The 25,129-nt window shown below is 65.0% G+C and carries 20 protein-coding genes; 11 read left to right on the forward strand and 9 right to left on the reverse strand.

Annotated features, from left to right (window positions below; all coding sequences use genetic code 11):
- Positions 1-6 precede the first annotated feature (6 nt).
- From ntrC to QX094_RS26395, 7 genes are all read left to right on the forward strand, one after another.
- Positions 7-1,449: a nitrogen regulation protein NR(I) gene (ntrC, locus tag QX094_RS26365; protein ID WP_315711890.1), complete on the forward strand. Its 1,443-nt coding sequence runs from the start codon at positions 7-9 to the stop codon at positions 1,447-1,449.
- Positions 1,450-1,624: 175 nt separating this feature from the next.
- Positions 1,625-3,970, forward strand: a complete 2,346-nt coding sequence (locus tag QX094_RS26370) for a PAS domain-containing sensor histidine kinase (RefSeq protein WP_315751121.1) — start codon at positions 1,625-1,627, stop codon at positions 3,968-3,970.
- A 17-nt stretch (positions 3,971-3,987) separates the two neighbouring features.
- Positions 3,988-5,358, forward strand: coding sequence for a sigma-54 dependent transcriptional regulator (locus tag QX094_RS26375; protein ID WP_315711893.1), 1,371 nt, complete (start codon positions 3,988-3,990; stop codon positions 5,356-5,358).
- Positions 5,359-5,627: 269 nt separating this feature from the next.
- The gene (gene hfq / locus QX094_RS26380; RefSeq protein ID WP_006613906.1) at positions 5,628-5,876 is read left to right on the forward strand and encodes an RNA chaperone Hfq; all 249 of its coding nucleotides are present in this window, start codon (positions 5,628-5,630) and stop codon (positions 5,874-5,876) included.
- Positions 5,877-5,903: 27 nt separating this feature from the next.
- Positions 5,904-7,283, forward strand: coding sequence for a GTPase HflX (gene hflX, locus QX094_RS26385; RefSeq protein WP_315711897.1), 1,380 nt, complete (start codon positions 5,904-5,906; stop codon positions 7,281-7,283).
- Positions 7,284-7,757: 474 nt separating this feature from the next.
- Positions 7,758-9,029, forward strand: coding sequence for an HNH endonuclease signature motif containing protein (locus QX094_RS26390; protein WP_316188344.1), 1,272 nt, complete (start codon positions 7,758-7,760; stop codon positions 9,027-9,029).
- A 49-nt stretch (positions 9,030-9,078) separates the two neighbouring features.
- Positions 9,079-10,265 (forward strand): IS3 family transposase gene (locus tag QX094_RS26395; RefSeq protein ID WP_316187580.1). Its coding sequence is split into 2 segments (ribosomal slippage): positions 9,079-9,340 and positions 9,340-10,265, totalling 1,188 coding nucleotides; the frame shifts between segments, so codons are not numbered across the junction.
- Between the two features lie 765 nt (positions 10,266-11,030).
- On the opposite strand, the gene QX094_RS26400 is transcribed toward QX094_RS26395, so the two are convergent.
- The 3 genes from QX094_RS26400 to QX094_RS26410 are packed head-to-tail and all read right to left on the reverse strand — an operon-like array spanning position 11,031 to position 15,863.
- Entirely contained in the window at positions 11,031-12,764 is a 1,734-nt protein-coding gene (locus QX094_RS26400; RefSeq protein WP_315711901.1) for a thiamine pyrophosphate-requiring protein, read from the reverse strand.
- A 16-nt stretch (positions 12,765-12,780) separates the two neighbouring features.
- Positions 12,781-14,466 (reverse strand): FAD-dependent oxidoreductase, encoded by a 1,686-nt coding sequence (locus QX094_RS26405; protein ID WP_315711902.1) that lies wholly within the window; start codon positions 14,464-14,466, stop codon positions 12,781-12,783.
- A 23-nt stretch (positions 14,467-14,489) separates the two neighbouring features.
- Positions 14,490-15,863, reverse strand: a complete 1,374-nt coding sequence (locus QX094_RS26410) for an MFS transporter (RefSeq protein WP_315711903.1) — start codon at positions 15,861-15,863, stop codon at positions 14,490-14,492.
- 129 nt (positions 15,864-15,992) lie between these two features.
- Here QX094_RS26410 and QX094_RS26415 point away from each other — a divergent pair, with 129 nt between their 5' ends.
- Entirely contained in the window at positions 15,993-16,895 is a 903-nt protein-coding gene (locus QX094_RS26415) for a LysR family transcriptional regulator (protein ID WP_315711905.1), read from the forward strand.
- A gap of 23 nt (positions 16,896-16,918) precedes the next feature.
- Here the strand turns inward: QX094_RS26415 and mazG are convergent, their stop codons facing one another.
- The gene (mazG, locus tag QX094_RS26420) at positions 16,919-17,737 is read right to left on the reverse strand and encodes a nucleoside triphosphate pyrophosphohydrolase (protein ID WP_315711907.1); all 819 of its coding nucleotides are present in this window, start codon (positions 17,735-17,737) and stop codon (positions 16,919-16,921) included.
- A gap of 134 nt (positions 17,738-17,871) precedes the next feature.
- Here mazG and queC point away from each other — a divergent pair, with 134 nt between their 5' ends.
- Positions 17,872-18,588, forward strand: a complete 717-nt coding sequence (gene queC, locus QX094_RS26425) for a 7-cyano-7-deazaguanine synthase QueC (protein ID WP_316167993.1) — start codon at positions 17,872-17,874, stop codon at positions 18,586-18,588.
- A gap of 52 nt (positions 18,589-18,640) precedes the next feature.
- Here the strand turns inward: queC and QX094_RS26430 are convergent, their stop codons facing one another.
- The 4 genes from QX094_RS26430 to nthA form a co-directional block, all read right to left on the reverse strand.
- Positions 18,641-19,411, reverse strand: coding sequence for a hypothetical protein (locus tag QX094_RS26430; protein ID WP_316167991.1), 771 nt, complete (start codon positions 19,409-19,411; stop codon positions 18,641-18,643).
- 183 nt (positions 19,412-19,594) lie between these two features.
- Complete coding sequence (locus tag QX094_RS26435) at positions 19,595-19,981, reverse strand: nitrile hydratase accessory protein (protein ID WP_315827601.1); 387 nt, start codon at positions 19,979-19,981, stop codon at positions 19,595-19,597.
- Entirely contained in the window at positions 19,978-20,640 is a 663-nt protein-coding gene (gene nthB, locus QX094_RS26440) for a nitrile hydratase subunit beta (RefSeq protein ID WP_316175397.1), read from the reverse strand. Before nthB ends, QX094_RS26435 begins: the two co-directional genes overlap by 4 nt.
- Positions 20,640-21,287: a nitrile hydratase subunit alpha gene (nthA, locus tag QX094_RS26445; RefSeq protein ID WP_316167989.1), complete on the reverse strand. Its 648-nt coding sequence runs from the start codon at positions 21,285-21,287 to the stop codon at positions 20,640-20,642. The genes nthB and nthA overlap by 1 nt, the downstream gene beginning before the upstream one ends.
- 278 nt (positions 21,288-21,565) lie before the next feature.
- Here nthA and QX094_RS26450 point away from each other — a divergent pair, with 278 nt between their 5' ends.
- Together QX094_RS26450 and QX094_RS26455 are read left to right on the forward strand one after the other, a co-directional pair.
- A complete protein-coding gene (locus tag QX094_RS26450) occupies positions 21,566-23,026 on the forward strand; it encodes a GH1 family beta-glucosidase (RefSeq protein WP_315711917.1) in 1,461 nt (486 codons plus the stop codon).
- A 242-nt stretch (positions 23,027-23,268) separates the two neighbouring features.
- On the forward strand, positions 23,269-24,210 hold the full coding sequence (locus tag QX094_RS26455; RefSeq protein WP_316188345.1) for a hypothetical protein: 942 nt from the start codon (positions 23,269-23,271) through the stop codon (positions 24,208-24,210).
- 82 nt (positions 24,211-24,292) lie between these two features.
- Here QX094_RS26455 and QX094_RS26460 read toward each other — a convergent pair whose 3' ends face one another.
- Positions 24,293-25,114: a hypothetical protein gene (locus tag QX094_RS26460; RefSeq protein WP_315711919.1), complete on the reverse strand. Its 822-nt coding sequence runs from the start codon at positions 25,112-25,114 to the stop codon at positions 24,293-24,295.
- Between the last annotated feature and the right edge of the window lie 15 nt (positions 25,115-25,129).

A 25,129-nucleotide genomic window follows, 5' to 3' on the forward strand; every position in this document is an offset into this window, starting at 1 on the left:
CCACCTATGCCTGCAGGTAGCATTCTCGTTGCCGACGACGATACGGCCATCCGCACGGTCCTGAACCAGGCGCTGTCACGCGCCGGCTATGAGGTGCGGCTGACCGGCAATGCCGCGACGCTGTGGCGCTGGGTGAGCCAGGGCGAGGGCGATCTCGTCATCACCGACGTGGTGATGCCGGACGAGAACGCGTTCGACCTGCTGCCGCGGATCAAGAAGATGCGGCCGAACCTGCCGGTCATCGTGATGAGCGCGCAGAACACCTTCATGACCGCCATCAAGGCGTCGGAGCGCGGCGCCTATGAGTATCTGCCGAAGCCGTTCGACCTGAAGGAGCTGATCGCGATCGTCGGCCGTGCCTTGGCCGAGCCGAAGGAGCGCGCGGCGAGCCAGCCCGACGACGGCGAGTTCGAATCGATTCCGCTGGTCGGCCGCTCGCCGGCGATGCAGGACATCTACCGCGTGCTGGCGCGGCTGATGCAGACCGATCTCACGGTGATGATCTCGGGCGAGAGCGGCACCGGCAAGGAGCTGGTGGCGCGCGCGCTGCACGATTACGGCAAGCGCCGCAACGGGCCGTTCGTCGCGGTCAACATGGCGGCGATCCCGCGCGACCTGATTGAATCGGAACTGTTCGGGCACGAGCGCGGCGCCTTCACCGGTGCCAACACCCGCGCCTCCGGCCGCTTCGAGCAGGCCGAGGGCGGCACCTTATTCCTGGACGAGATCGGCGACATGCCGATGGAGGCGCAGACGCGGCTTTTGCGCGTGCTGCAGCAGGGCGAGTACACCACCGTCGGCGGCCGCACCCCGATCAAGACCGACGTGCGCATCGTCGCCGCCTCCAACAAGGACCTGCGCATCCTGATCCAGCAGGGGCTTTTCCGGGAAGATCTGTTCTTCCGCCTCAACGTCGTGCCCCTGCGGCTGCCGCCGCTGCGCGAACGCATCGAGGACCTGCCGGATCTCGTCCGCCACTTCTTCGCGCTGGCCGAGAAGGACGGGCTGCCGCCGAAGAAGCTCGATGCCGCGGCGCTGGAGCGGCTCAAGCAGCACCGCTGGCCGGGCAATGTCCGCGAGCTGGAGAATCTCGCCCGGCGTTTGGCCGCGCTGTATCCGCAGGACGTCATCACGGCGTCAGTCATCGATGGCGAGCTGGCGCCGCCGGCGGTGACCACCGGCTCGAACACGCCGACCTCGATCGACAATCTGGGCGGAGCAGTGGAGGCCTATCTGTCCTCGCACTTCCAGGGATTTCCCAACGGCGTGCCGCCGCCGGGGCTGTACCACCGCATCCTCAAGGAGATCGAGATTCCGCTGCTGACGGCAGCGCTGGCGGCGACGCGCGGCAACCAGATCCGCGCCGCCGATCTGCTCGGCCTCAATCGCAACACGCTGCGCAAGAAGATCCGCGACCTCGACATTCAAGTGTACCGCAGCGGCGCTTGACGGTTATTTGATACCTCTACGGCGGGCTCGGACCCGCCTCAGGTGAGAATTAATGTAGACAAATCCGCGACGCGCTCCGGCGCCGCGGATTTGTCGCAATTTGGCAACAGCGTGGTAGGAATGCATCAGTCCGATTCCCGGACGTGCCGCGTTCAGTATCACCCACCTTGCCGGAATGACCAGCGCAGAGACATCGGCCACCCCCTTCGATTCGTCGTCCACCGAGGGCCGGCGCTGGACCTGGCGCACCTGGCTGGCGCCGGTGGCGGTGGCGCTCGCGCTGCTGTCGGCCTTCCTCACCTTCATCGTGCTGGTCGGGCTGACCCCGGTCGAGCCCACGACCGACGTGGTCAAGACCTTCTACCTGATCGACGCCGGAACGATCCTGGTCCTGGTCGGGATCATCATCCGCGAGGTCTGGCAGGTGGTGCAGGCCCGCCGGCGCGGCCGGGCGGCGGCACGGCTGCACGTCCAGATCGTCAGCCTGTTCTCGGTGATCGCGGTCCTGCCGGCGGTGCTGGTCGCCGTGGCGGCCAACGTCACCATCGATCGCGGCCTCGACCGGCTGTTCTCCGGACCAGCGAAAGTCGCGATCCAGAACTCGCTGACCATCGCGCGCGCCTACATGCAGGAGCACGCGCAGTTCATCCGCGGCGACATCATCGGCATGGCGACCGACATCGCACGCGCGCGGCCGCTGTTCGACCAGGACCGCGCCAGCTTCCGCGAGCTGCTCACCACCAGCGCCGCCTCGCGCAACCTGCCGGGCGCGATGATCATCGACAAGAACACCAATCCGATCGTCTGGGCCGAGACCGGCGGGGTGCAACTGGCCTATTCGCCGCCGGCACCCGAGTTCCTCAACAATGTCCGGGAGGAGGAGCCCGAGATCGCGGTCCTGCCGGAGTCGAACTACGTCGCCGCGGTGATCCGGCTGCGCGCATTCAACGACACCTTCCTCTACGTCGCGCGTCCGCTCGATCCGCAGGTCGTCGAGCAGCTCAAGCAGACCGAGCTGTCGGTCGCCGAATACGCCCAGGTCGAGGCGCGCCGCTTCGGCATCCAGATCGCCTTCGCGCTGATGTTCGCGGTGATCGCGCTGACCATCCTGATGGCCTCGGTGCTGATCGGGCTGAACTTCGCCAACTGGCTGGTGGCGCCGATCCGGCAATTGATGAATGCCGCCAACACCGTGTCGACCGGCGATCTCAACGTCCAGGTCCCGGTGCATCGCTCGGAGGGCGATCTCGCCCAGCTCGGCCAGACCTTCAACAAGATGACGCAGGAGCTGCGCACGCAGCGCGACGAGCTGGTCAGCGCCAGCGAATTGATCGACAGCCGGCGCCGCTTCATCGAGGCGGTACTGTCGTCGGCCTCCGCCGGCATCATCGGCGTCGATGCCTCTGGCAGCGTCGGCATCCTCAACCGCTCGGCCGAGAAGCTGATCGGACATGCCGAGCAGGAGGTGCTCGATCATCCGCTCTCCGACGTGCTGCCCGAGCTCGACGACATGATGAAGACGGCGCGCGAGGGCAAGCAGCGGCTGGTGCAGGGTCAGATCACGATCCAGCGCGACGGCCACGAGCGCAATCTGTCGGTGCGCGTCACCGCCGAGCAGACCAACCAGGCGCGCGACAGCTACATCATCACGCTCGACGACATCACCGAGCTGGTGTCGGCGCAGCGCACCTCGGCCTGGGGCGACGTCGCGCGGCGCATCGCGCATGAGATCAAGAATCCGCTGACGCCAATTCAACTGTCCGCAGAGCGAATTCGCCGCAAATTCGGCAAGGTCATCACCGAGGACAAGGCGATATTTGAGCAATGTACCGAGACGATCGTGCGGCAGGTCGACGACATCAGGCGAATGGTCGACGAGTTCTCGCGGTTCGCGCGGATGCCGAAGCCGGTGATGGAAGGCGAGGACGTCGCCGACACCGTGCGGCAGGCCGTGTTCCTGATGAAGGTCGCGCATCCCGAGATCGACATCGAGACCGAGATCAAGCAGGACCCCTTGCGCGCGCAGTTCGATCGCCGCCTGATCTCGCAGGCGCTGACCAACATCATCAAGAACGCCACCGAGGCGATCGAGGTGGTGCCAGAGGCGGAGCTCGGCAAGGGCCGTATCGACGTGGTCGCCTCGCGCGAGGGCGAGGACGTGCTGATCGACGTCATCGACAATGGCATCGGCCTGCCGAAGGTGGCGCGACAGCGGCTGCTCGAGCCCTATGTCACGACGCGCGCCAAGGGCACCGGCCTCGGGCTCGCGATCGTCGGCCGCGTGCTGGAAGACCATGGCGGCAAGCTCGAGCTGAAGGACGCGTCCGATTTCCGTCCCGGCCAGCGCGGCGCCTGGATGCGGCTGCGCTTTGCCGTCTCCGGCCAAGCCGCGAAGACGGGCGCGAAGGAGCAGGCGGCGGCGTCTGACAATGCGCAGAAGACCGAGGTTGGCGGCGAAACCGCTGACACGGTTCAAACGACCAATGATGAACCAAAAATCCAAGCCGCAACCGGCAGCTGACGAGACAGGCGTGACCCATGGCGAGTGATATTCTGATTGTCGACGATGAAGCCGATATCCGGGAGCTGGTCGCCGGCATCCTGGATGACGAAGGCTTCACGACGCGAACCGCGCGCGACAGCGATTCGGCGCTCGCGGAGATCACGAGCCGCCGTCCCAACCTGGTGTTCCTGGACATCTGGCTGCAGGGCTCCAAGCTCGACGGTCTGCAGCTCCTCGAGCAGATCAAGAAGGACCATCCCGACCTGCCGGTCGTGATGATCTCCGGCCACGGCAACATCGAAACGGCGGTCGCCGCGATCAAGCGCGGCGCCTATGACTTCATCGAGAAGCCGTTCAAGTCCGACCGGCTGATTCTGGTTGCCACGCGTGCGCTGGAGAATTCCCGGCTGAAGCGCGAGGTTCGCGAGCTCAAGCAGCTGGCGCCGACCGCGAGCAGCATGACCGGCCGCTCGCCATCGATGAACCAGTTGCGCCAGACCATCGAGCGCGCCGCCAAGGCCAACAGCCGCATCCTGATCGTCGGCCCTCCCGGCTCGGGCAAGGAGCTCGCCGCGCGTTCGCTGCACGCTCAGTCGCCGCGCTCCGAGGGCCCGTTCGTCGTCATCAACGCCGCCGCGATCACGCCGGAGCGGATGGAGGAGGAGCTGTTCGGCATCGAGCAGTCCAATGGCGAGCAGGCGCGCAAGACCGGCGCGCTCGAAGAGGCCCACGGCGGCACGCTGTTCGTCGACGAGATCGCCGACATGCCGCGCGAGACGCAGAACAAGATCCTGCGCGTGCTGGTCGACCAGACGTTCCAGCGCGCCGGCGGCACCACCAAGGTGCACGTCGACGTGCGCATCATCTCCTCGACCGCACGGAATCTCGAGGAGGAGATTGCCGCCGGGCGTTTCCGCGAGGACCTCTATCACCGTCTGTCGGTGGTGCCGATCCGGGTTCCGCCACTGTCGGAGCGCCGCGAGGACATTCCGGAGCTGATCGACTATTTCATGGAGCAGATTTCGGCCACGACCGGCCTGCCGAAGCGGCAGATCGGCCAGGACGCCATGGCCGTGCTGCAGTCGCACGTGTGGCCCGGCAACGTCCGTCAGCTTCGCAACAACGTCGAGCGCGTCATGATTCTGGCCGCCGGCGGACCGGAGGTGATCATCACCGCCGACATGCTGCCGCCGGATGTGGGATCGATGGTGCCGGCGATGCCGACCAGCAACAATGGCGAGCACATCATGGGACTGCCGTTGCGCGAGGCACGCGAGGTGTTCGAGCGCGACTATCTCATCGCCCAGATCAGCCGCTTCTCCGGCAACATCTCGCGCACGGCCGAGTTCGTGGGCATGGAGCGGTCCGCCCTGCATCGCAAGCTGAAGGCGCTCGGCGTCGGCTGAGGCTCCCGCTCGGCCAAACTTGCCGACTGGACGAATTTACATTGGAAAATTCGTCCATTTCCGGAATTTTACGGATGAATCCGGTTCTTTTGGAACCGGCCTCCTTGCAAGCGGCTTGCCTAATATGCTCGCCTGTCTTCTAATCCGGCATCCCGTGGTCCCTCGAGGGGGATCTCAATGGACCATGGGCCACCTCGATGAATCCGGGGCCTGCGATCGGGTCATCGAAGGTTCAATAAGAAAAAGCACAAGACTGCGAGATAACAACAATGGCGGCCGACCGCGCACAAAACCTACAAGACACCTTTCTCAACCATGTCCGCAAGACCAAGACGCCGCTCACGATCTTCCTGGTCAATGGCGTGAAACTGCAGGGGATTGTCACATGGTTCGACAATTTCTGCCTGCTGCTCCGGCGCGACGGTCACTCGCAGCTCGTCTACAAGCATGCGATCTCTACCATCATGCCGGGCGCGCCGATCCAGTTGTTCGAGGGCGGCGAGGACGCGTCTGCGTGAGTGTGACCTGACGTGAGAGTGACCTGATTGGAACCCCGCGATCGCGAAGGGACCATCGGCCTGTCGAGGCCGGATGACAATAAGGGGACCGGGCTCGTCATCGTGGTCGGCCCCTACTTGCGAGCGCGCCGCGGCGACGATGGCGCGCAAGCAGGCCAATCCGACATGCGTGATTTCGAGGCACGGATCGACGAGGCGGCGGGCCTCGCGCGGGCCATCGACCTGACGGTGGCCGAGGCTATTCTCGCGCCGATCGGGCAAATCCGCCCTGCGACCTATCTCGGCAAGGGCAAGGTCGAAGAGATTGCCGGCGTGATCGCCGGCCATGGCGTCGAGCTGGTGGTGATGGATTGCGCGCTCTCGCCGATCCAGCAGCGAAACCTCGAGAAGGCCTGGAACACCAAGGTGCTCGACCGCACCGGCTTGATCCTGGAGATCTTCGGCCGCCGCGCCAAGACGAAGGAGGGCGCGCTGCAGGTCGAGCTCGCGCATCTCAACTATCAGCGCAGCCGTCTGGTGCGGTCTTGGACCCATCTCGAACGCCAGCGCGGCGGCTTCGGCTTCATGGGCGGTCCCGGCGAGACCCAGATCGAGGCCGACCGCCGCCTGATCGGCGACCGCATCACGCGGCTCGAGAACGAGTTGAAGAAGGTCCAGGCGACGCGGCGGCTGCATCGCGCCGGACGCCAGCGCGTGCCGTATCGCGTCGTGGCGCTGGTCGGCTACACCAATGCCGGCAAGTCGACGCTGTTCAATCGCCTGACGCGCGCCGACGTCCAGGCCGCCGACATGCTGTTCGCGACGCTCGATCCGACCTTGCGCGCGATCACGCTGCCGCATGGCGGCAAGGCGATGCTGTCGGACACCGTGGGCTTCATCTCCAACCTGCCGACGCAGCTCGTCGCCGCCTTCCGCGCCACGCTCGAGGAGGTGCTGGAGGCCGACGTGATCCTGCACGTCCGCGACATGTCGCACGAGGATGCCGAGGCGCAGCAGCACGATGTCGAGCTGGTGCTCAGCCAGCTCGGCATCGATCCCGAGGCCACCGACACCATCATCGAGGTTTGGAACAAGATCGACCGTCTCGACCAGGCAGCGCGCGAGAACCTCGCCAACATCGCCGGGCGTCGGCCGCCGGAGCGGCCATGCCTGCTGGTCTCGGCCCAGACCGGGGACGGCGTCGACGCGCTCCTGCAGACGATCGAGGACCGTCTCGCGGCGGCGCGGACCACGCTCGATCTCACCATCGACGCGGCCGACGGCGCCGGCATCTCCTGGCTGCATCGCAACGCCGAGGTGCTGGCCAAGGAGCTGAACGAAGGCCGCTACGACATGACCGTGCGCGTCGACGCCACCAAGCGCGACATCGTGGTCGAGCGCTATCACGGCGTGCCGCGGGTGGCGTAAAACAGTAAAGGTACCCGACCACTATCGATTGCCCCGCGATCGAGCGGCAATCATCCAAATCAGCTGATTTGAGCGCTTATTCTCTATATTCTTTGAGCGTCTCCGGCGGTCGCCTAGTAAGCCACATCAGCATCATCGCGCAGCAGAATCAAATGGATGGCAGCCGATTGAACGGCTCTCACAGCCATCTCGGCTCATAGACGCAGATGACTTTACACATGGAAAACTTACAACTAAAACGTGTTAATTCTCAATATTGCCTTGTATCAAGAGCTGCCAACAGCCACGCCGTTCAGAAGCGCCTTTCGTCTAAATCAGATTATTTTGTCGAGCGACATGCGGGTTACGCGTATGGCCTCAAGAGAAAAAATCCGACAGAGTGTCCGAACCTCGATCTTTATGAGATCGATTGGCCGCTGTGAGTACGGGGCTTGTGGGGAAATCGCAGCAAGATGGTCCAATGGGCACATCGAGATGATCGGCGAACTCTGTCACATCCTGCCGGTGAATGAGGGTAGTCGATCCGAATTCAAGGCGTCGTTTCCGCACGTCGATCTCGATTCTGAAAACAACTTGATGTTGCTTTGCCGAAAGCACCATCACCTGATCGATCAAGAGAAGCCGAGCGAATACCCGCCGGCGATTCTTTTCCAGATGGTCATTAACAAGGCTCGTCACGTCGCCAGATTCGTGGACGACTTGTTTCAGAGTAGTCCATTTAGGTTCGACCACCACGAGTTGGCGCAAGATGTCAGGGTCGGTCGAATATATGACCTGATGAATGAGGCGACCCTGAGTGGACCAAAAGAGGGGCGCAGTCTTCTCCGGCAGGCAGAGCGTGTCCTGGGCGACATTGCGCTCAATCCCTTGGTTGAAACTGCCGTGCAATGGGTGGAGCTGGCGCGACTTGAGCTCAAAACTACGTCGTTGGAGAACGACTATTCCTCGTCTCGATGGGAGAAGGGGCTGCAGGCGAGCATCGCTATACTGAAAACGATAGTAGACCCGCGAAAAGTGCCCGTCGCGGTTTCGCTTATGCTGCTTTTCTTAAGGGATGAATACGGTGTATTCGATGCACAGAAAAAGCTAACGCTGGCGAAGTCGCTGAACGACAAGCTCGATTCCGTCAGTAGTTCAGCTGACGATCGTGACGCATTGGCGTATAGTTTAATTGTAAAGTCATCCGTGGTCAGGTGGCGAGGTCGCTTGCAGCGACTTCAATCACATCAAGAACGCTCGTTCAGCGAAGCTGAACGCTGCGCGAAACGCAGCCTTTCTCTCGTTAGATCCTCGTCGGCGTTGCTGCAGTCTTTGCTCGTGGAATACTCGAAAGCAAGATTGCTCCCCCTGAGGTCGGTCGCGGAGTACGATGAACGAATAGCCGCTATAGGCCAAACCTTAGAAAGCCCCGAGCTTTTAGAGTACGGCGCGGCTGCGAAATATCGTCCAATCTTCTATCGACAAACATTTCAATATACCAAGTCGATAGACGCATTTTGGACGGGCATCGATTTCGGATTTCGTCCTGCGTTGAGCCGTGTGGCACACGTCATAGGCGAGGCTTCGACTGCTGCATATTCGCAAGATCGAAGCAGAGGATTGACCATTGTGAATGATGCACTCTCGTTTCTTTCGGAGGCATTGCGTCAGGGATTCGATCATGCCCACAATTTCAAGGCTTGGATTGCTTGCAGGTCCATTGTGGATGAAAAGTGGTTCGATATTAATCTGTTGACCTGCCCCTAAGAATTTCCTCCAGAACGATTTAGAGTCCGGCCTGACGAAGGACGGACAGATGAAGCGAAAGCGGTTCACGGAAGAGCAGATCATCGCGGTTTTGAAGGAGCACGAGGCCGGTGCGAAGACGGCCGATCTGGCTCGGAAGCACGGGATTTCGGAAGCGACGTTCTACAATTGGAAGGCTAAATTCGGCGGCATGGACGTCTCCGAAGCCAAGCGGCTGAAGGCGCTCGAGGACGAGAATGCCAAGCTGAAGAAGCTGCTGGCCGAGCAGATGCTCGATGCGGCCGCGCTGCGGGAGCTGCTCTCAAAAAAATGGTAAGGCCTGCCGCCAAGCGCGCCGCGGCGGCGCACCTGCAGGCCAAGCTGGGCCTGTCGGAACGGCGGGCCTGTTCGATCGTCGGAGCGGACCGGACGATGGTCCGCTACCGGTCCCGCCGGCCCCCCGACACCGCGCTTCGGGGCCGCTTGCGCGAGCTCGCCAGCGAGCGGCGGCGCTTCGGCTATCGACGGCTGTTCATTCTGTTGCGGCGGGAGGGCGAGCCGTCCGGGATCAACCGCGTCCATCGACTTTACCGGGAGGAAGGGCTCACGGTGCGCAAGCGCCGCAGCCGCCGCAAGGCCTGCGGCGTCCGCGTGCCAATCCTGGTCGATGCGAGGCCGAATGCGCGCTGGTCGCTGGACTTCGTGTCCGATCAGTTCGTAGGCGGGCGGCGCTTCCGCATCCTCAACATCGTTGACGACGTCACCAAGGAGTGCCTGGGCGCGATTGCCGACACTTCGCTCTCGGGGCGGCGGGTGGCGCGGGAGCTGACCTCGATCATCGCCCGGCGCGGCAAGCCGGGCTCGATCGTCTCGGACAACGGCACCGAGTTTACCAGCAACGCGATGCTGGCCTGGTGCAGGGACAACGCGATCGACTGGCACTTCATCGCACCGGGCAAGCCGATCCAGAACGCCTTCGTCGAGAGCTTCAACGGCCGGATGCGCGACGAGTTCTTGAATGAAACGCTGTTCTTCGGTCTCGATGATACCAGGCGCAGGCTCGCCGCCTGGGTTGCCGACTACAACAACGCGCGGCCGCATTCCTCGCTGAGATACCAGACCCCTGCGGCCTTTGCCGCCAACCTCACCGCAACGGGCGATCGGCTGCGCAACCCCGACCAGCTCCGCCAATCGCCCGTTGCTCCACCCGCGCCACTCGGCGTACAACCCACCCGGACTCTAAACGCTGCTGGATGAAACTTCGGTGGCAGCTCACTGTTATCCAAGTTTGAGACTGATCTCGAAGCTCCGAACCAACTCGCGAACATCTTGACGGATGCGCGGCGGCGCTTTTTTGGACAAGACGCGTTCGGCCACGACGTGCTCTTCGGTGTCGATGAAGCAGAGTTCTGGACGATGCTAGGCACTTTGACTGCTCGTTGTAGATCTGATCTGGATCTCGCAATGCGGTTTTTCGAACGCGCCAGTCGCTATGGAGGGCATAGGTTTCCGATACATGCTGCCCGTGTGCGGGCCTGCTTGCATGTGAAGCGTCTGGAGGAAGCGCGGGCGCACCTGCTTAGGGCCCGGAGCGTGGCAAGCGCGCGATATGGGAGCGCAATCGCTGATCTAGAAGCGTCCCTAGCCAGATTGGAAAATCTACCTGGTCTGTCTCGAAGCTCGGCATGATGCATTCCACAGCTGTCGACACCTTCAGGCAAGACAACGTCCAGAGTGACCTCGTTTGCAGGGACGAGTTCGATGTAGGCAAGGAGGTGTTGTAGATCGTCGTTGGTACCGCTCGACTGTCAAGAAGCGTGGCCTCGATCCCTCTGGGCTTCTTGCCAATCGTCACAGGTACTGCGCAGAAGGAGCAGTACGCGCTGATAGCGTCAAACGTGATGTCGTGGCGGAGCGGATTGTTGTTTGCTGCTGTGGGTAGGCCGCACTGGTCGTCTACATCTCTGCACAACTGACCATCGCGCCGGATCAGACCGCGCCATTTGGTCGCGATCGATCGAACTAAAGCGGCGTGATGTCGACGTGCAGCACCGCGGCGCGCCCGCCGTCGAGGGCTGCGATGCAGCGTTCGATGGCTTTATCGAGCGCCTCGGGATCGTCGACCCGCTCGCCATGGGCGCCGAATGCGCAGGCGATGTCGGCGAGACGACGCTGCTCGTCCTGACGGCCGGTGCAGAGCCGGGAAAGAAATGAGTCGGTCTGCTGTGCCGCGCCGTCCGGATAGACGCGCTGAACCGAAGCCTTCACCGCCTGCCAGCCGTTGTTGTCGAGGATCACGGTCAGGATCGGAAGCTGATATTGCTGCGCTACGGCGTAGACGGAATCCGGCGCGGCGAAATGATAGGCGCCGTCGCCGACGATCTGTACCACGCGCGCTGAGGGATTGGCGAGCTTGAGTCCGAGCGCCATGCCGCCGCTGAAGCCGAGGCCGCCGCCCGCCAGGCCCACATAGGTCATCGGCCTGGTGCGGCGAAGCTGCTGCTGCAGGACCGGCGCGTTGCGGACCGCCTCGTTGACAACGATGTCGTGCTCCGACAGATGCGCCTGCAGCCGCGCGAACAAATGGGCCGGGTTGATCGCGCCGATTGAGCCTTTCTGCGCGGCCGCCGACGTATGTCTCGCATGCGCGGCCTTGCGGGTTGGCTGCCAGCTCGCGATCCGGTCGCGCACCTTCCTCAAATATGTATCGTCGGCACGTGCGACGACGAGCTCCAGGACCTGCCGAAGAATGACGGCCGAATCGCCCTGAATGCGGAGGTCGGTGGCAAATCCCCACATCGGGATGTCCGCCTTCAGGGCGTCGATGTCGATCTGGATCCAGCGCAGCCGATCGGCCGCCTTCAGCATCTGCGGAATGAAGGGGACGTCGATGTCGATGAGCAGTCCGAGATCGGCGCCAGCAATAAGCGCGGCAGGATCGGCGCCCGCAAAGCAAGGGGAGTCCTGGCAGATGTTCATCGTGATGGGATTGAACTCGGCGACCCGGATTCCGCAGACCAGCGCCAGTCGCTCCAGCACAGAAACCGCCTCGGCGCTGCGTCCGAGATATGCGGTCACCGCGATCGGATTGTCCGCCTTCATCAGCGCGTCCGCGATCGCCTGCGCGCGTTCCGGCTCGATGCCTCCCGCTTTGACGCTGCCATAGCGCGCGGCCGGGTAGGCCGGCATCGCCTGTTCGTCCCAGGTCTCGGCAAGGGTTTCTCGCGGCAGCATCATGTAGACCGGGCCGGGCGGATCGCTGTGCATGAACGCGGCAGCGCGGGCCACCGCCTCCTTGACGACGACGCCCGACGGCAGGGTGTATTCCCATTTGACATAGGGCCGCACGATGCTGCCCTGATCGAAGCTCTCCTGCACGAAGTGGACGTAGGTGTCACGTCCTCCCGGCAGCTCGCCATGCAGCGCGAACGGAGCCCGCCCAGCGAACAGCAGCACCGGCAGCCGGTAGCGAAAGGCGTTCTGAATGGCCATGCACGCGTTCGCCGTGCCGGCATCGACGTGGACGAACACGGCCTGACCGCGGCCGGTCGCGCTCGCATAGCCCATCGCCATGTGCACCGCGACCACCTCGTGGGGGCACAGGATCACCTCGGGGTGCCGTCGACCTTCGCTGTCCCAGCGTGCAAGTTCCTCGATCAGCGAGACATGATCGGTGCCGAGATTGGCAAAGATGTAGTCGATGCCGCTCTCGACGAGCGCCTCGAGGAAGTAGTGCGCGGTGGTGTGGCGTGTCATGGCGCGCTGGCGAGGATCAGGCGACGACGGCATTGTCACGGCGCACGGCCTCAGCCTGGGTTGTGAGGCCGCGCAGGCGGTCCAACAGGTCGTCGGGCTCCTGAGGTGCGGCCGCGCCGCGCCAGGCGATGTGCGAATCCGGTCGCACCACGAGCAGGCTGTCAGCGAAGTCGTAGCCGCCCTTGGCCCGGTCGACGTCGACGAGCGTCAAGGGAACGCCCTGGCGGGCTGCGGCCTCGACCAGCGCCTCGGTATTGATGGTTGGATCGAACCGGACCAGCGTATAGGCCGGGCCGAGCGCGTCGAGCAGCGAGCGGCCATCGGCGAGCCACACATGCGGGGAGCGTGCGCCCGGCACGGTCGACGCGGTGAAATGGCCCATGCCGTAGGGCGGCGGCGTCTCGCCATCGTACGAAATGGCCGGTGACCGGTCGTAGTAGTAGCCGAAGTTCAGGCCGGAGCAGCAATATTGCTGCACGTTGAGGTCGTAGGCGGCCTGTCCCACCTTGCGGCGCGCCTCATCGCCCACGGGGCCGTCCATTTCGACTTCGGCAGGCACGCTGCGTCGCTGGCTCATCACGGCGAGCGCATGGTTCATCGCGAAGTGCGACACCTGCTCGGTGATCGGCTGCCGCTCCGCCTCATAGGCGTCCAGCAGGGCAGGGGCAGCCCAGCCGTGCAGCACGCCGGCGAGCATCCAGCACAGGTCGACCGCATCGGCGATCCCGGCATTCATGCCGTAGCCCGCATAGGGAATCCACAGATGCGCCGCATCGCCACAGATGAAGGCACGGCGATCGCGAAAGCGATCCGCCACCAGGCGGCGTCCGATCCAGTCCTCCTTGCTGATGACCTCGTACTCGAAACGGTCGTCGACACCGAGAATGGTGCGCAACGCCCAATCGCGATCGACACTGTCGAATTCGACTTCCTCGGCCGCGAGGTGGTTGTGGATCAGCCAGTTGTCGCGGCCGTCGATGGAGACGGTGGTGCCGCAGCGCCGCGGGTTGAGCGACATCGTCATCCAGGCCGGCTTCTGGGTGATCAGGTCCTTCAGCGCAGGGGCATGGATGTAGGTCGACTGCACCCGCTGCACGACATCGGTGCCGCTGAGCCGCGCGCCGATCAGCTTGCGCACCGCGGAGCGGCCACCGTCGCAGCCAATCAGATAATCGGCCGAAATGGTGATGTCTCGGCCGGCGTCGAGATCGCGTGCCCGCGCGATCACGCCGTTTTCATCCTGGTCGAACCGATCGACCTCGACGCGGTTCAGGATCGTGATGCCGCGTTGCGCCTCGGCGCAAGCGAACAGGATGGGCTCGAGATAGATCTGGTTGATGCGATGGGGCGGCTCGGGCGTCGGCCAATCGGTGTCGGGTCCACCGGTCGCCGTATAGCGGTCCTTGCGGGACGGAATCGGGATGCGCGTCAGCTCGCGGCCGACGACCGTGGTGCGATAGGCGCAGTCGTTGGGAAAGTCGGCCGGCAGGCCGCCTTCGCGCACTTGTTGGACGATGCCAAGGCGGCGGAACACCTCCATCGAGCGCGCGGAGACGTGGTTGCACTTCACGTTGGGCGGCTCTCCGGCGCGCCTGATCTCCGCGACCACGACGTCGATGCCGCGCGAGGCAAGATCCATGGCGGCGGTCAGTCCGACCGGGCCGGCGCCCACGATGAGCACCTGGGTTTGAATCGTCTTCATGTCAGTTCTCTTCTGCTTTGAACCTAGGCACGCTCGGCTGTCGAAAGCGCATCCCGCTGTGTGTCGTCGGCGGTCGGAAGACTGCCGCGCATGCCGAGGACGGCAAGGCCCAGGATCACCAGTGCCGAGAACAGTTGCGGCACCGCGCTGGCCTGAAACAGCGAGGACACGTCCCATTTCGCTGCGAGCATCAACCCGCCGATCGTGACGCCGAGGATCGAGCCGAAGCGGCCGATGCCCAGTGCCCAGCCGATGCCGGTGCCGCGGATGTAGGTCGGATAGATGCGCGCCGCGTAGGCGTTGCAGCCGATCTGTCCGCCGATCACCGCGACGCCGGCAATGAAGACGGCCGGCACGAGAATCGGCAACGAGGCTCCCGCGATACCGATGGTGATGATCGAGAGGAAGCCGGCAACGTAGGTCGCGAACAGGACGCGATCGAAGCCGAACTTTTCGATCAGCAGGCCGAGCCCGACGGTGCCAAGCATGCCGCCGAGCTGGAAGGCGATGCCGACGGCGATCGCCGCCTGGACGTCAAGCCCGACACCATGTGTGAGCGTCGGCAGCCAGCTGTTGAGGAAATAGATGTCCATCATGTTCATGAAGAACATCACCCACAGCAGCAGGGTCGGGAGCAGGCGCCGCTTGGTGAACAACTGCGGCAGCAGGAAGCCCTTGCCGCTCTCCTCGATGATCGTAAAGCGCGCGTCGGCGGGGAGGCGGTCCGACGGATCGATCCGGCTCAGCAGCGCGCGCACGCGATCATTCTTGTTGTCGTCGAGAGCCAGCAGCGAGAGCGATTCCGGCAGCCAGATAATGAGGACCGGACAGAGGATGAGCGGCAGAATGCCGCCGATGAGAAAGATGATCTGCCAGCCATAGGCGGTGATGAGCTTCGCCGCGACCGCTCCGCCGATCGCCGATCCGAGCGACACCGTCATGAACATCAGCATGATCAACAGGGTCCTGCGACGCTGCGGCGAATATTCGCCGGTCAGCGCGATCGTGTTGGGCAGGACGCCGCCGAGCCCGAGGCCGGTGAGGAACCGAATGATGACGAGGTCGGATACGCTGGTGGCCTGGGTGGTCGCCAGCGATCCCAGCGCGAACACGAGAACCCCGGCGACGACGAGCCATTTGCGCCCGAGATAGTCGGCCAGCGCGCCGAACACCAGCGAGCCGATCATCACGCCGAACAGGGACGCACCGAACACGGGCCCCAACGCGCCCGGCGCCAGATGCAGATCCTTGCTGAGGGCAGGGGCGACGAAGCCGAGCGCCTGGGCATCGAAGCCGTCGAGCCCGACGACCAGCGCGCACAGGCAGATCACCCTGATCTGGAAGCCCGACAGCGGCCGATCGTCGACGTAGCGCGTGAGATTGATCGCTTGCGTCAAATGTCCCTCCCCATGTGCTTGTTGTTGCCTGGCGCGCTTCGCAGCAGCCGCCGGCTGTTTGCAAATATGTTGCATGATCAAACTCTTTCGATTAGCCACAAAATTCTCATTCATTCATGAGGAAAGCTAATGCCCCCGACCTTGCGGCAATTGGAGGCCCTGGTCCTGGTGTATCGGCTCGGCAGCATCACCAGGGCCGCCGCCGAGCTGCGCGTCACGCAGTCGGCGATCAGCCTGCTGATCCGGCAGATCGAGGAGAACTTTCAGCTCAAGCTGTTCGATCGCACGACGCGGGCGCTGCACCCGACGGCGGCCTGCCGTGAGGCGATCACCGCCGCGGAACGCATCCTGGCGGGGACGCAGGGGCTGTCGCAGCGGATGCGCGACCTTGCCGAGATCAAGGCCGGCCGAATTTCCATCGCGGTCTCAGCGGGCGTCGCGTCGGCGCTGCTTCCACGCGTGTTTGCGACGTTTCGATCGCGCCATCCCGAGGTGAGGATCGATCTGCGTGATGTCGCGCCTGACGAGCTGCTCGCGATCGTGATGGCCGGGCATGCGGAGTTCGGCCTCGGCAGCGTCGAGGACGACGGCGTGCCGGAGGTCCGGATTGACACCCTGATGCAAAGTCCGCTCTCGGCCATCGGCATCAAGGACGGCCGGTTCGAGAAGCACCGCCGTCTGACATGGGACGGCATCATGAGCTCCGATCTGATCACGATGCGTCACGGCACGCGCATCCGCCGTCAGATCGACGAAGCGCTGGCGCAGACGGGGCGGGCGCTGAAGCCGGCGTGGGAGGTGTCGCTGATCACGACCGCGCTGGCGCTCACGGCGGAGGGCGCCGGCATCAGCATCCTGCCCGCGCACATGCTGCCGAAGGCACAATTTCCGACGCTTGCCGCGATCCCGCTGTCGCAGCCGACGATCCATCGGCATGTCTCGCTGCTGAGCCGCGCCGACTTTGGATTGTCGCCGGCCGCGCAGCGCTTCGTCGAGATCGCAAAGGCCGTGCTGTCGCGGAAGGGCGGCTGATCACGGCTTCGGAGACGGGGACGCTACTTCTCCAGTCGCTTCGCCTCGTTCCACAATTCGTCCATCTCGTCGAGCGACGCTTGTTCGAGTGTACGGCCCTTGGCCGTCAGCGCCTGTTCGATGTGCGCGAAACGGCGCTCGAACTTGGCGTTGGTGCCCCGCAATGCGGTCTCCGGATCCACCTCGGCATGGCGGGCAAGATTGACCAGCGCGAACAGGAGGTCGCCGGTCTCCTCGGTCAGCTCGGTCGCATCCTTGTTGTCGAGCGCGGCCTCGATCTCGTCGGCTTCCTCGCGGATCTTCTGCAACACCGCGCGCGGATCGTTCCAGTCGAAGCCGACGGTCGCGGCCTTGCGCTGCAGCTCCATCGCGCGGACCAGGGCAGGCTGTCCGGCCTTGACGCCCGACAGCAGCGAGGACTTGCCCGTCTGCGCCTCGGGCGGCCGCCGCGCGGCGCGCTCGGCCTTCTCCTCGGCCTTGATGCGGTCCCATGTGCCTTTGGTCGGCTGGGTGACGTTGCCGTCCTTGTCCGGGAACACATGCGGATGGCGGCGGATCATCTTCGTCGTGATGCTCTCGACGACGTCGCCGAATGCAAATGCGCCTTGTTCTTCGGCGATGCGGGCGTGATAGACCACCTGCAGCAGGAGATCGCCGAGCTCCTCGCGCAGATCGTCGAGATCGTCGCGCGTAATCGCGTCGGCCACCTCATAGGCTTCCTCGATGGTGTAGGGCGCGATGGTCCGGAACGTCTGCTCGATATCCCACGGGCAGCCGGTGACCGGCGTGCGCAGCGCCGCCATGATCTCGATCAGGCGTGAGATGTCGCGGGAGGGGATCATGGGCAGGTCCTGACAGCATCGTTCGATCGTGTCCTGTATGCCCCAAGCCGCGCGCGGCTCCCAGCAAAAAGGTCGATTACGCGGGATCGCTCCGCGGGTTGGCCCGACCCGTCGATGATGCTAAGCGGGGGGCCATGAGTGAGCAGGACACGACAGCCCTGGTGCTGTTCTCGGGCGGGCAGGATTCCACGACGTGCCTGGCCTGGGCGCTCGACCGCTTCGCGCGCGTCGAGACGATCGGATTCGCCTACGGCCAGCGCCATGCGATCGAGCTCGCCTGCCGCGACCGGCTGGTCGAGGGCATCGCGCGCCTGCGTCCCGACTGGGCGGCCAAGCTCGGTGACAGCCACACGCTGGACATTCCAACGCTGGCTGCGATCTCCGAGACGGCGCTGACGCGCGACGTCGCGATCGAGATGGGCGCTGACGGCCTGCCCAACACCTTCGTGCCGGGCCGCAATCTGGTGTTCCTGACCTTTGCGGCGGCGCTCGCCTATCGCCGCGGCATCCGCCACATCGTCGGCGGCATGTGCGAGACGGACTATTCGGGCTATCCTGACTGCCGCGACGAAACCATCAAGGCGCTGCAGAGCGCGCTGAGCCTGGGCATGGCGCGCGCGTTCGAGCTGCACACGCCGCTGATGTGGCTGTCGAAGGCCGCGACCTGGCAGTTGGCGCATGATCTCGGCGGCACCGGGCTCGTGGACCTGATCCGCGACCGGTCGCACACCTGTTATCTCGGCGAGCGCGGCGCACGGCACGATTGGGGGCATGGCTGCGGACAGTGTCCCGCCTGCGAGCTGCGCGCCAAAGGATGGCGCGAATACATCGCGGCGGGCGGGCCATCCTGAATCGGAAGCGGGGCCTTCGGGCCCCGCGGAGAGTTGCGCGACAGGCGAGCGCTCAGGCGGCTTCGTTGTCCGACGGCTCACGCTGGCTGACGATGACGAGATCCGCATCGGCGAGGTCGTGGCCGTCATCGGCCTCACTGGCTGCGGCGGAGGCCGCCTGCGCGACGAGGCGCGCGGTGATGTCGTGATTGGCGTCCTTGCCGCTCTTCTCCCAGGCAGGCGCGTTCAGCACCACGATGTCGTCGTCGTGGGCGGCACCGTCGTGATCGGCGGGCACGATCGACGGCGACTTCACCGGCTTGTCGACGATACGCAGGGTCGGGGCCTCGGCTTCGACCGGCTCCGCTGCGGCCGGTTCGTCCTCGGCCATTTCTGCCTGCTCCGGCGCCGGGTCGACGGCCTCTTCGGCGGGAGCATCCGTGTCGGCGCTCGCAGCGCTGGCCACCGCCTCGGCGGCTTCGGCAGGCTGTTCGGCGGCCGCGGCAAGGCTCTCCGTGGCCGCCGCATCATCATGCGGCGCGAGGCCGAGATGCTGCGAGATCTCCTTGATCACGCGGTCGATCGCCACCAGCACGCGATATTCCGGGATCGAGGCCATGTGCTGCTCGAACCGGTTGCGCGCATATTGCAGCGAGTCGATCACGTCGGTGGCGATGGAGGAGCCCGACGCTTCGGTGCCGTGCAGGGCTCCGGCGGCCTTCTCGGTCGAGCTCTCGATCAGCAGGAAGGCCTCGTATTGCGGAATCGATTTGAGCTTCTCGTGATAGTCCTGACGCACGCCGGCGAGCGTGTCGACGATGGTGGCGAACTCTGGCGCGGGCATTTGCAACGTCCCCTCAACTTCGGCAAAGAAGATGCGGGACGCTACGGACGCACTGATGAATGTTCAATTTCGAACGAATACGGCTGTTCGCGGCATGAATAGCCGGCCGTTAAGACCGCACCATCAAAAGCAGGATCGCCCGCTCACCGGGCATTAAGCATCCTCGGGAAGCCTGCGAAACGCTCAGCCGGCAAAATCCTCGGGCCGGAGCTCGATGGGCTTGCCATGTGGGGTGCGATCGGCCGCGTGATCCCAGGCGTCGCGGTAGCGCGCGAGCGCATCGGCGGAGGTGACGCCCTTCTCGGCGACCAGACGTTCGAGCGTCGCCAGCCAGTGTCGATAATACGTATCGCCGCAATCGGCGTCGCCGGCCGCTTGCGCGCGTGAAATCTCCTGGGCGAGCGCGGCGGCCCATTCGGGCCAGGTGAACAGCCCGTGGGCGTGCAGCGTGACGGCCATCGCGAAGGCGTGCGCTTCCCACGGCTCGCGAAACACGGGCCCGCTGTCATCGACGGGAATGCCGGGCAGGGCGCGCGTCGCCGCGACCGCCGCCTCACGGTCCGGTTTCATCGGGCTGGCTCCAGATAGGGCTCGAAAGCGTCGACCGTAACCTCCAGCAGCGGATCGGGCGCATCGGCCCACAGCTCGGCACCGCTGAACGCCACCGTGTAGAGCCATTGCGGATCTTCGCCGCCGCCATGGGCGTTGCTGTCCGGAAACACGTGCATGCCTCTGACCGCCGCGACGCGGCCGAGATGGCCCCGCACGTAGCGCGGCAGCCGCGTGTGCGTCGACGGATGGATGTCCTTGGCCCGTACACTGTCGCCGACGGCGAACAGCGCCGGCTGCGTCGCCACGCGTGCGGTCGGGCCACCGCGACGCAGTGTCGGCGCGACGGCATCTGCAGTGAGGATCTTGGCGACGGGCTTGGCCGGATGCAGCACCTTGCCGGCGGCGATCTCATCGGCGTCGACCAGATGCCGCTCCTGCATCAGCCGTTCCAGGCCCGCGAGCCAGATCTGGTAGTAGCTCATGCCGAGGTAGTCGTCCGGCGGACGGTTCTCGCGCGCGAACCGCGACATGTCGATGTTCCAGCCGCCGGGGGTCGCCATCGCCAGCGTCATGGCGAACGCACGGCGCTCCCATTCGGCGTGAAACACCGGCTCGTTCGGCTCGGGGCGGACCGGACCGAAGCCGGCGACGCCGCCCATGTCATGCGCACCATCCATCAGCGGCCGACCTCGTGCGGTTGCTTCGGCAGGCCGGTGCCGATCATGCTGTCGCGCGTGACGAGCTCGGCGAGCCGCTCCGCGCTCCAGCCGTCGGTCCCCGCGGGACGCATCGGCAGCACGAAATAGCGGACCTCGGCCGTCGAATCCCACACCCGGATCTTCGTTGTCGGCGGCAAGTCGAAGCCGAAATCCTTCAAGACGCCGCGCGGATCCTTCACCGCCTTGGCGCGATAGGGCGCCGACTTGTACCAGACCGGCGGCAGGCCGAGCACGGGCCACGGATAGCAGGAGCACAGCGTGCACACGACCATGTTGTGCAGATCCGGCGTGTTCTTGACCGCCACGATGTGCTCGCCCTGGCGGCCGGCATAGCCGAGCTCGCCGATCGCCGGCGTGGCGTCGGCAAGAAGGCGTGCCCGATAAGCCGGATCGGTCCAGGCCCGCGCCACGACCTGGGCGCCGTTGCGGGGACCGACCTTGCTCTCATAGGTCTCGATGAGCACGTCGAGCGCAGCGGGATCGATATATCCCTTCTCGGTCAGGATGCTTTCGAGCGCGCGGACCCGCAGATCGGTCTCGGACAGGTCCGAGTGATCGTGCGGATGGTCGTGATGGTGGTCGTGATGGTGGTCGTGATCCGTCATGGCACAACCATAGGCGTAATCCGGCACCGCTGTCGAGCCGAGGACGTTACAAACCGACGGTGCGAGCAGTCGCGTTTCAACGCCGCCGCAGCCGTGCGGCGGTCACAATGCCGAGCGCGGCGCCGTCGGTCATTGACGCGCCGATTCCGGACGCAGATGTGATCGAGGCCGCTCCCTTGCCGCCACCTCGGGCTGTTCAAATCGGAGCGCAGATATGGTTCGTAATGCTTTCGCCGTCCCGATCGGGCACGATAGCAACAGAGGTTTGAGGTTCATCAATGCCGAACGACGTCTCCCGCCGTGATCTTGCAAAGCTGGCCGGGCTGGCCGCCCTCGGGGCGGCCAATGGCCCGGCGCAAGCGGAGGAGGGCGCGGTGAAGGAGGATGCCGGGCGGCGGTTTCCCGCCGATTTCGTGTGGGGGACGGCGACGTCGTCGTACCAGATCGAGGGCGGGGCCACGGCCGATGGCCGTGGGCCGTCGATCTGGGACGTGTTCACGCATTTGCAGGGCAACATCGAGGACGGCAGCACCGGCGACGTCGCCTGCGATCACTACAACCGCTACAAGGACGACGTGCGGCTGATCAAGGAGCTCGGCTGCCGGGCCTATCGGTTCTCGATCGCCTGGCCCCGGCTGTTTCCCGACGGGGGGCTGACTCCCAATCCGAAGGGCCTCGACTTCTACAACCGCCTCGTCGACGAGCTCCTGGCCAACGGCATCACGCCGTACGCAACGCTGTATCATTGGGATCTGCCGCAGGCGCTGCAGGACCGGGTCGGCGGCTGGCTCTCGGTCGACACGGCCAGGGCCTTTGCGCACTATGCGGGCTACGTCGCCGAGCATCTCGGCGACCGTGTGAAGACCATCTTCACCATCAACGAATGCGGCCGCTTCGTTCCGTTCGGCTATGGCCTCGGCGTCGACGCGCCCGGGCTGAAGCTGCCGCAGCAGCAGGTCAACCAGGCGCGCCATCACGTGGCGCTGGCGCACGGTCTCGCCGTCCAGGCCATCCGCTCCGGCGGACGCGCCGGCATGCGCGTCGGCATGGCCGAGAACATCACGGCCTGCCTGCCGGCGATCGACACGCCGGAGAACATCCGCGCCGCCGAGATCGCGACGCGCGAATTGAATGCCGGCTTCCTCAACGTCATCCTCGAGGGGCGCTACACGGAGGGTTTCCTGGCGTGGTCCGGCAAGGATGCGCCGAAATTCACCGCCGACGAACTGAAGATCATTTCGGCGCCGGTCGATTTCGTCGGCCTCAACATCTACGCGCCGCAAGCCTATGTCGTCGCGTCGGACCGCGCGGCCGGATTCGACGTGCTGCCGATGCCGTCCTCGTTCCCGCACATGAGCTCACCCTGGCTGCTGGTCGGTCCGGAGACGGCCTATTGGGTGCCGAAGCTCGCCGCCAAGATCTGGAATCTCCAGACCATCTACATCACCGAGAACGGCACCTCCTCGGACGACAAGCTGACCGCCGATGGCAAGGTCCACGACCTCGACCGCGTGATGTATCTGCGCAACTATCTCGCCCAGCTGCAGCGCGCAACGTCCGAGGGCGTGCCCGTGAAGGGCTACTTCCTGTGGAGCCTGCTGGACAATTTCGAGTGGGTGTTCGGCTACAAGCAGCGCTTCGGCATCTATCACGTCGACTTCGACACCCAGGTGCGCACGCCCAAGCTCAGCGCGTCGTACTACCATCACGTGATCAGCCGCAACGCCGTGAGCGCGTGAAGCGCCGCGACGCCACCCGGGGTCCCGCCGGGCGCGGTCCGCGCCATTCAGGCGGCCGATGTGCCGTCGGCATCCGACGCATTGAGTGTCGGCGCGCCGGCCTTCACGTCGCGATTGCAAATCCATGATGCGGAAAGCACACCTCGTGCGACTCTTTTGCGCGCATGCCGTTTTCGTGGCGAAAGCTGGCTGCAGATGACGTAAACCGGCAATCTGCCGGCCCCTCAAGCGAGTTTTCCAGCATGCAAGTTTCCGTTGTTTGTCCGCCAGCCGTCCGCGCGGGCGTTCTGTTCTGCGTCCTCGGAGTGATCGCTGGCTCCAGCGCCTGGGCCCAGGGAGCCGCGAACGATGCGGCCAAGCCCGCCACGGAGCAGTCTGCCGCGCCGACGGCCGAAAAGCCCGCAGAGTCCGAGCCGAAACCCGCGGTTGCTGAAACCAGGCCCGCCGAGCAGCCCTCGGATGCCGCCGGCAAGCCTGCGGCCGAGCCCGAGAAGACGGCCGAGAAGCCCGGCGAGCCAGCCGCTGCGGACACCAAGCCCGTTCAGGCCACAGACAGCGCGAGCCAGCAGCGGGTGGACAAAGTATCAACCGAAAAAGCCGCGACGGATGCTGCGGCCGAGAGCAAGCCAGCCGAGGCCAAATCCGAGACCAAGGTCGAACCGAACTCCGGCGCCGACGTCGGCCAGAAGCCGGCCGTGACCGAGTCGAAACCGGCAGAGCCCGCTCCGGCCGTTCAGCCCGCCGCCGTCGCCAAGGACGCGCCCGCGCCGGAGAAAGCCGAAGAGAAGGCTGCGGAGAGCAAGCCCGCAGCCGCTGCGCCCGCCGAAAAGCCGGCTGCCGCCGCCGAGGTGAAGCCCGCGGTTGCGCCGGCCGAGCCCAAGACATCCGCGCCGCCGGCCGCAGCTTCTTCCGCGGCCACGCCGGGGAAGGCGGCTGCGAAGCAGGACACCGCGTCCCCGTCGGCCAAGCCCGGACGGCACGGCCACGCGCATGCCCAACATGCCGAGGACGACACCAAGCCCGCCAAGCGCGAGCAACGCGTCCGCAAGCCCAAGAGCGAACAGAAGAGCGAAATGAAGCGGGAGGCGAAGAGGCGGGGTGTGAACTGCAAGAGCTTCCGCACCTATGACGCGGAGAAGGGCATCTACCGCGGCTACGACGGGCGCGTTCACACCTGCTCGTAACGGACCGATAAGGGGCCGATCGGCAAGCGCGCGGATCGGCGGCGGCCAAGACCGCCAACGGTGAGCACGGCCGATCACACCATCAACGCGGCATCGGCGGCTGAATGCCCGAGGTGTTGCGGGTAAAGAGTGTCCCGAACGTCGAGCCCTGCGGCTGCGCCGGCTGCGGCCGGGCCATTCCCGTGGTGGTCCGCTGCTGCGGCGTCACGATGATCTGCTGGGGCGGGCCTGGGGGGACCGTGCCGCGTGCCTGCACCGACTGGTTGGACATTCGTGACACCAGACGCATCAGCTGATCCTGGCCGGCTTGTAGCTGCTCGATGGCGCGGGTGTGATCGCGGCTGGCCTGATCCTGCGTCGACTTGATCTGTTCGATGCCCTGCTGCAGATCGGCGATGTCACGCGCCATCCTCTGCATCAACGTCGCGGGCTCGCGGGGGCCGGTGGTGTCTTCCGCTCCCCTCAGCGAGGCATTCGACATCATGGCATCCTCGCTACCCTGCTGGGCTGACGCCTCGTCCTGCGGAGCTTCGCTGGCGCCCGGCATCCAACGGTCCATCAGCGAGGTGCCGGCGTCGCGCTGCGACCAGGCGACCGAGCCACCGACCAGCACGACCAGCAGAGCGAGACCCACGGCGTTGCGCCCGCGCAGCCTGCCGAGCGGTGCCTTCATCCGCGCCCAGCGGCTGGCCCCGGCGTCTGCCGCCCCGCTCGTGCTCGCTGCCGCCGCGGCATCCGCCGCCACGCCGGGCCTCTCGATCGCCGCGAGCCGCGTATCGATCCGGGTCAGCACCTCACGCAGGACCCGCCGGTACAGTTGATCATAGCTTGTCTTCTCGGGCTTCCCAGGGGCGAGGCCGATCTCGCTCTGATCAATCTGTTGCACGTTCTGTGTGGACTGCATTGCTGATCCCCAAAC

Origin of the sequence: Bradyrhizobium sp. SZCCHNS1050 (assembly GCF_032484785.1) — a bacterium.
GTDB lineage: Bacteria > Pseudomonadota > Alphaproteobacteria > Rhizobiales > Xanthobacteraceae > Bradyrhizobium.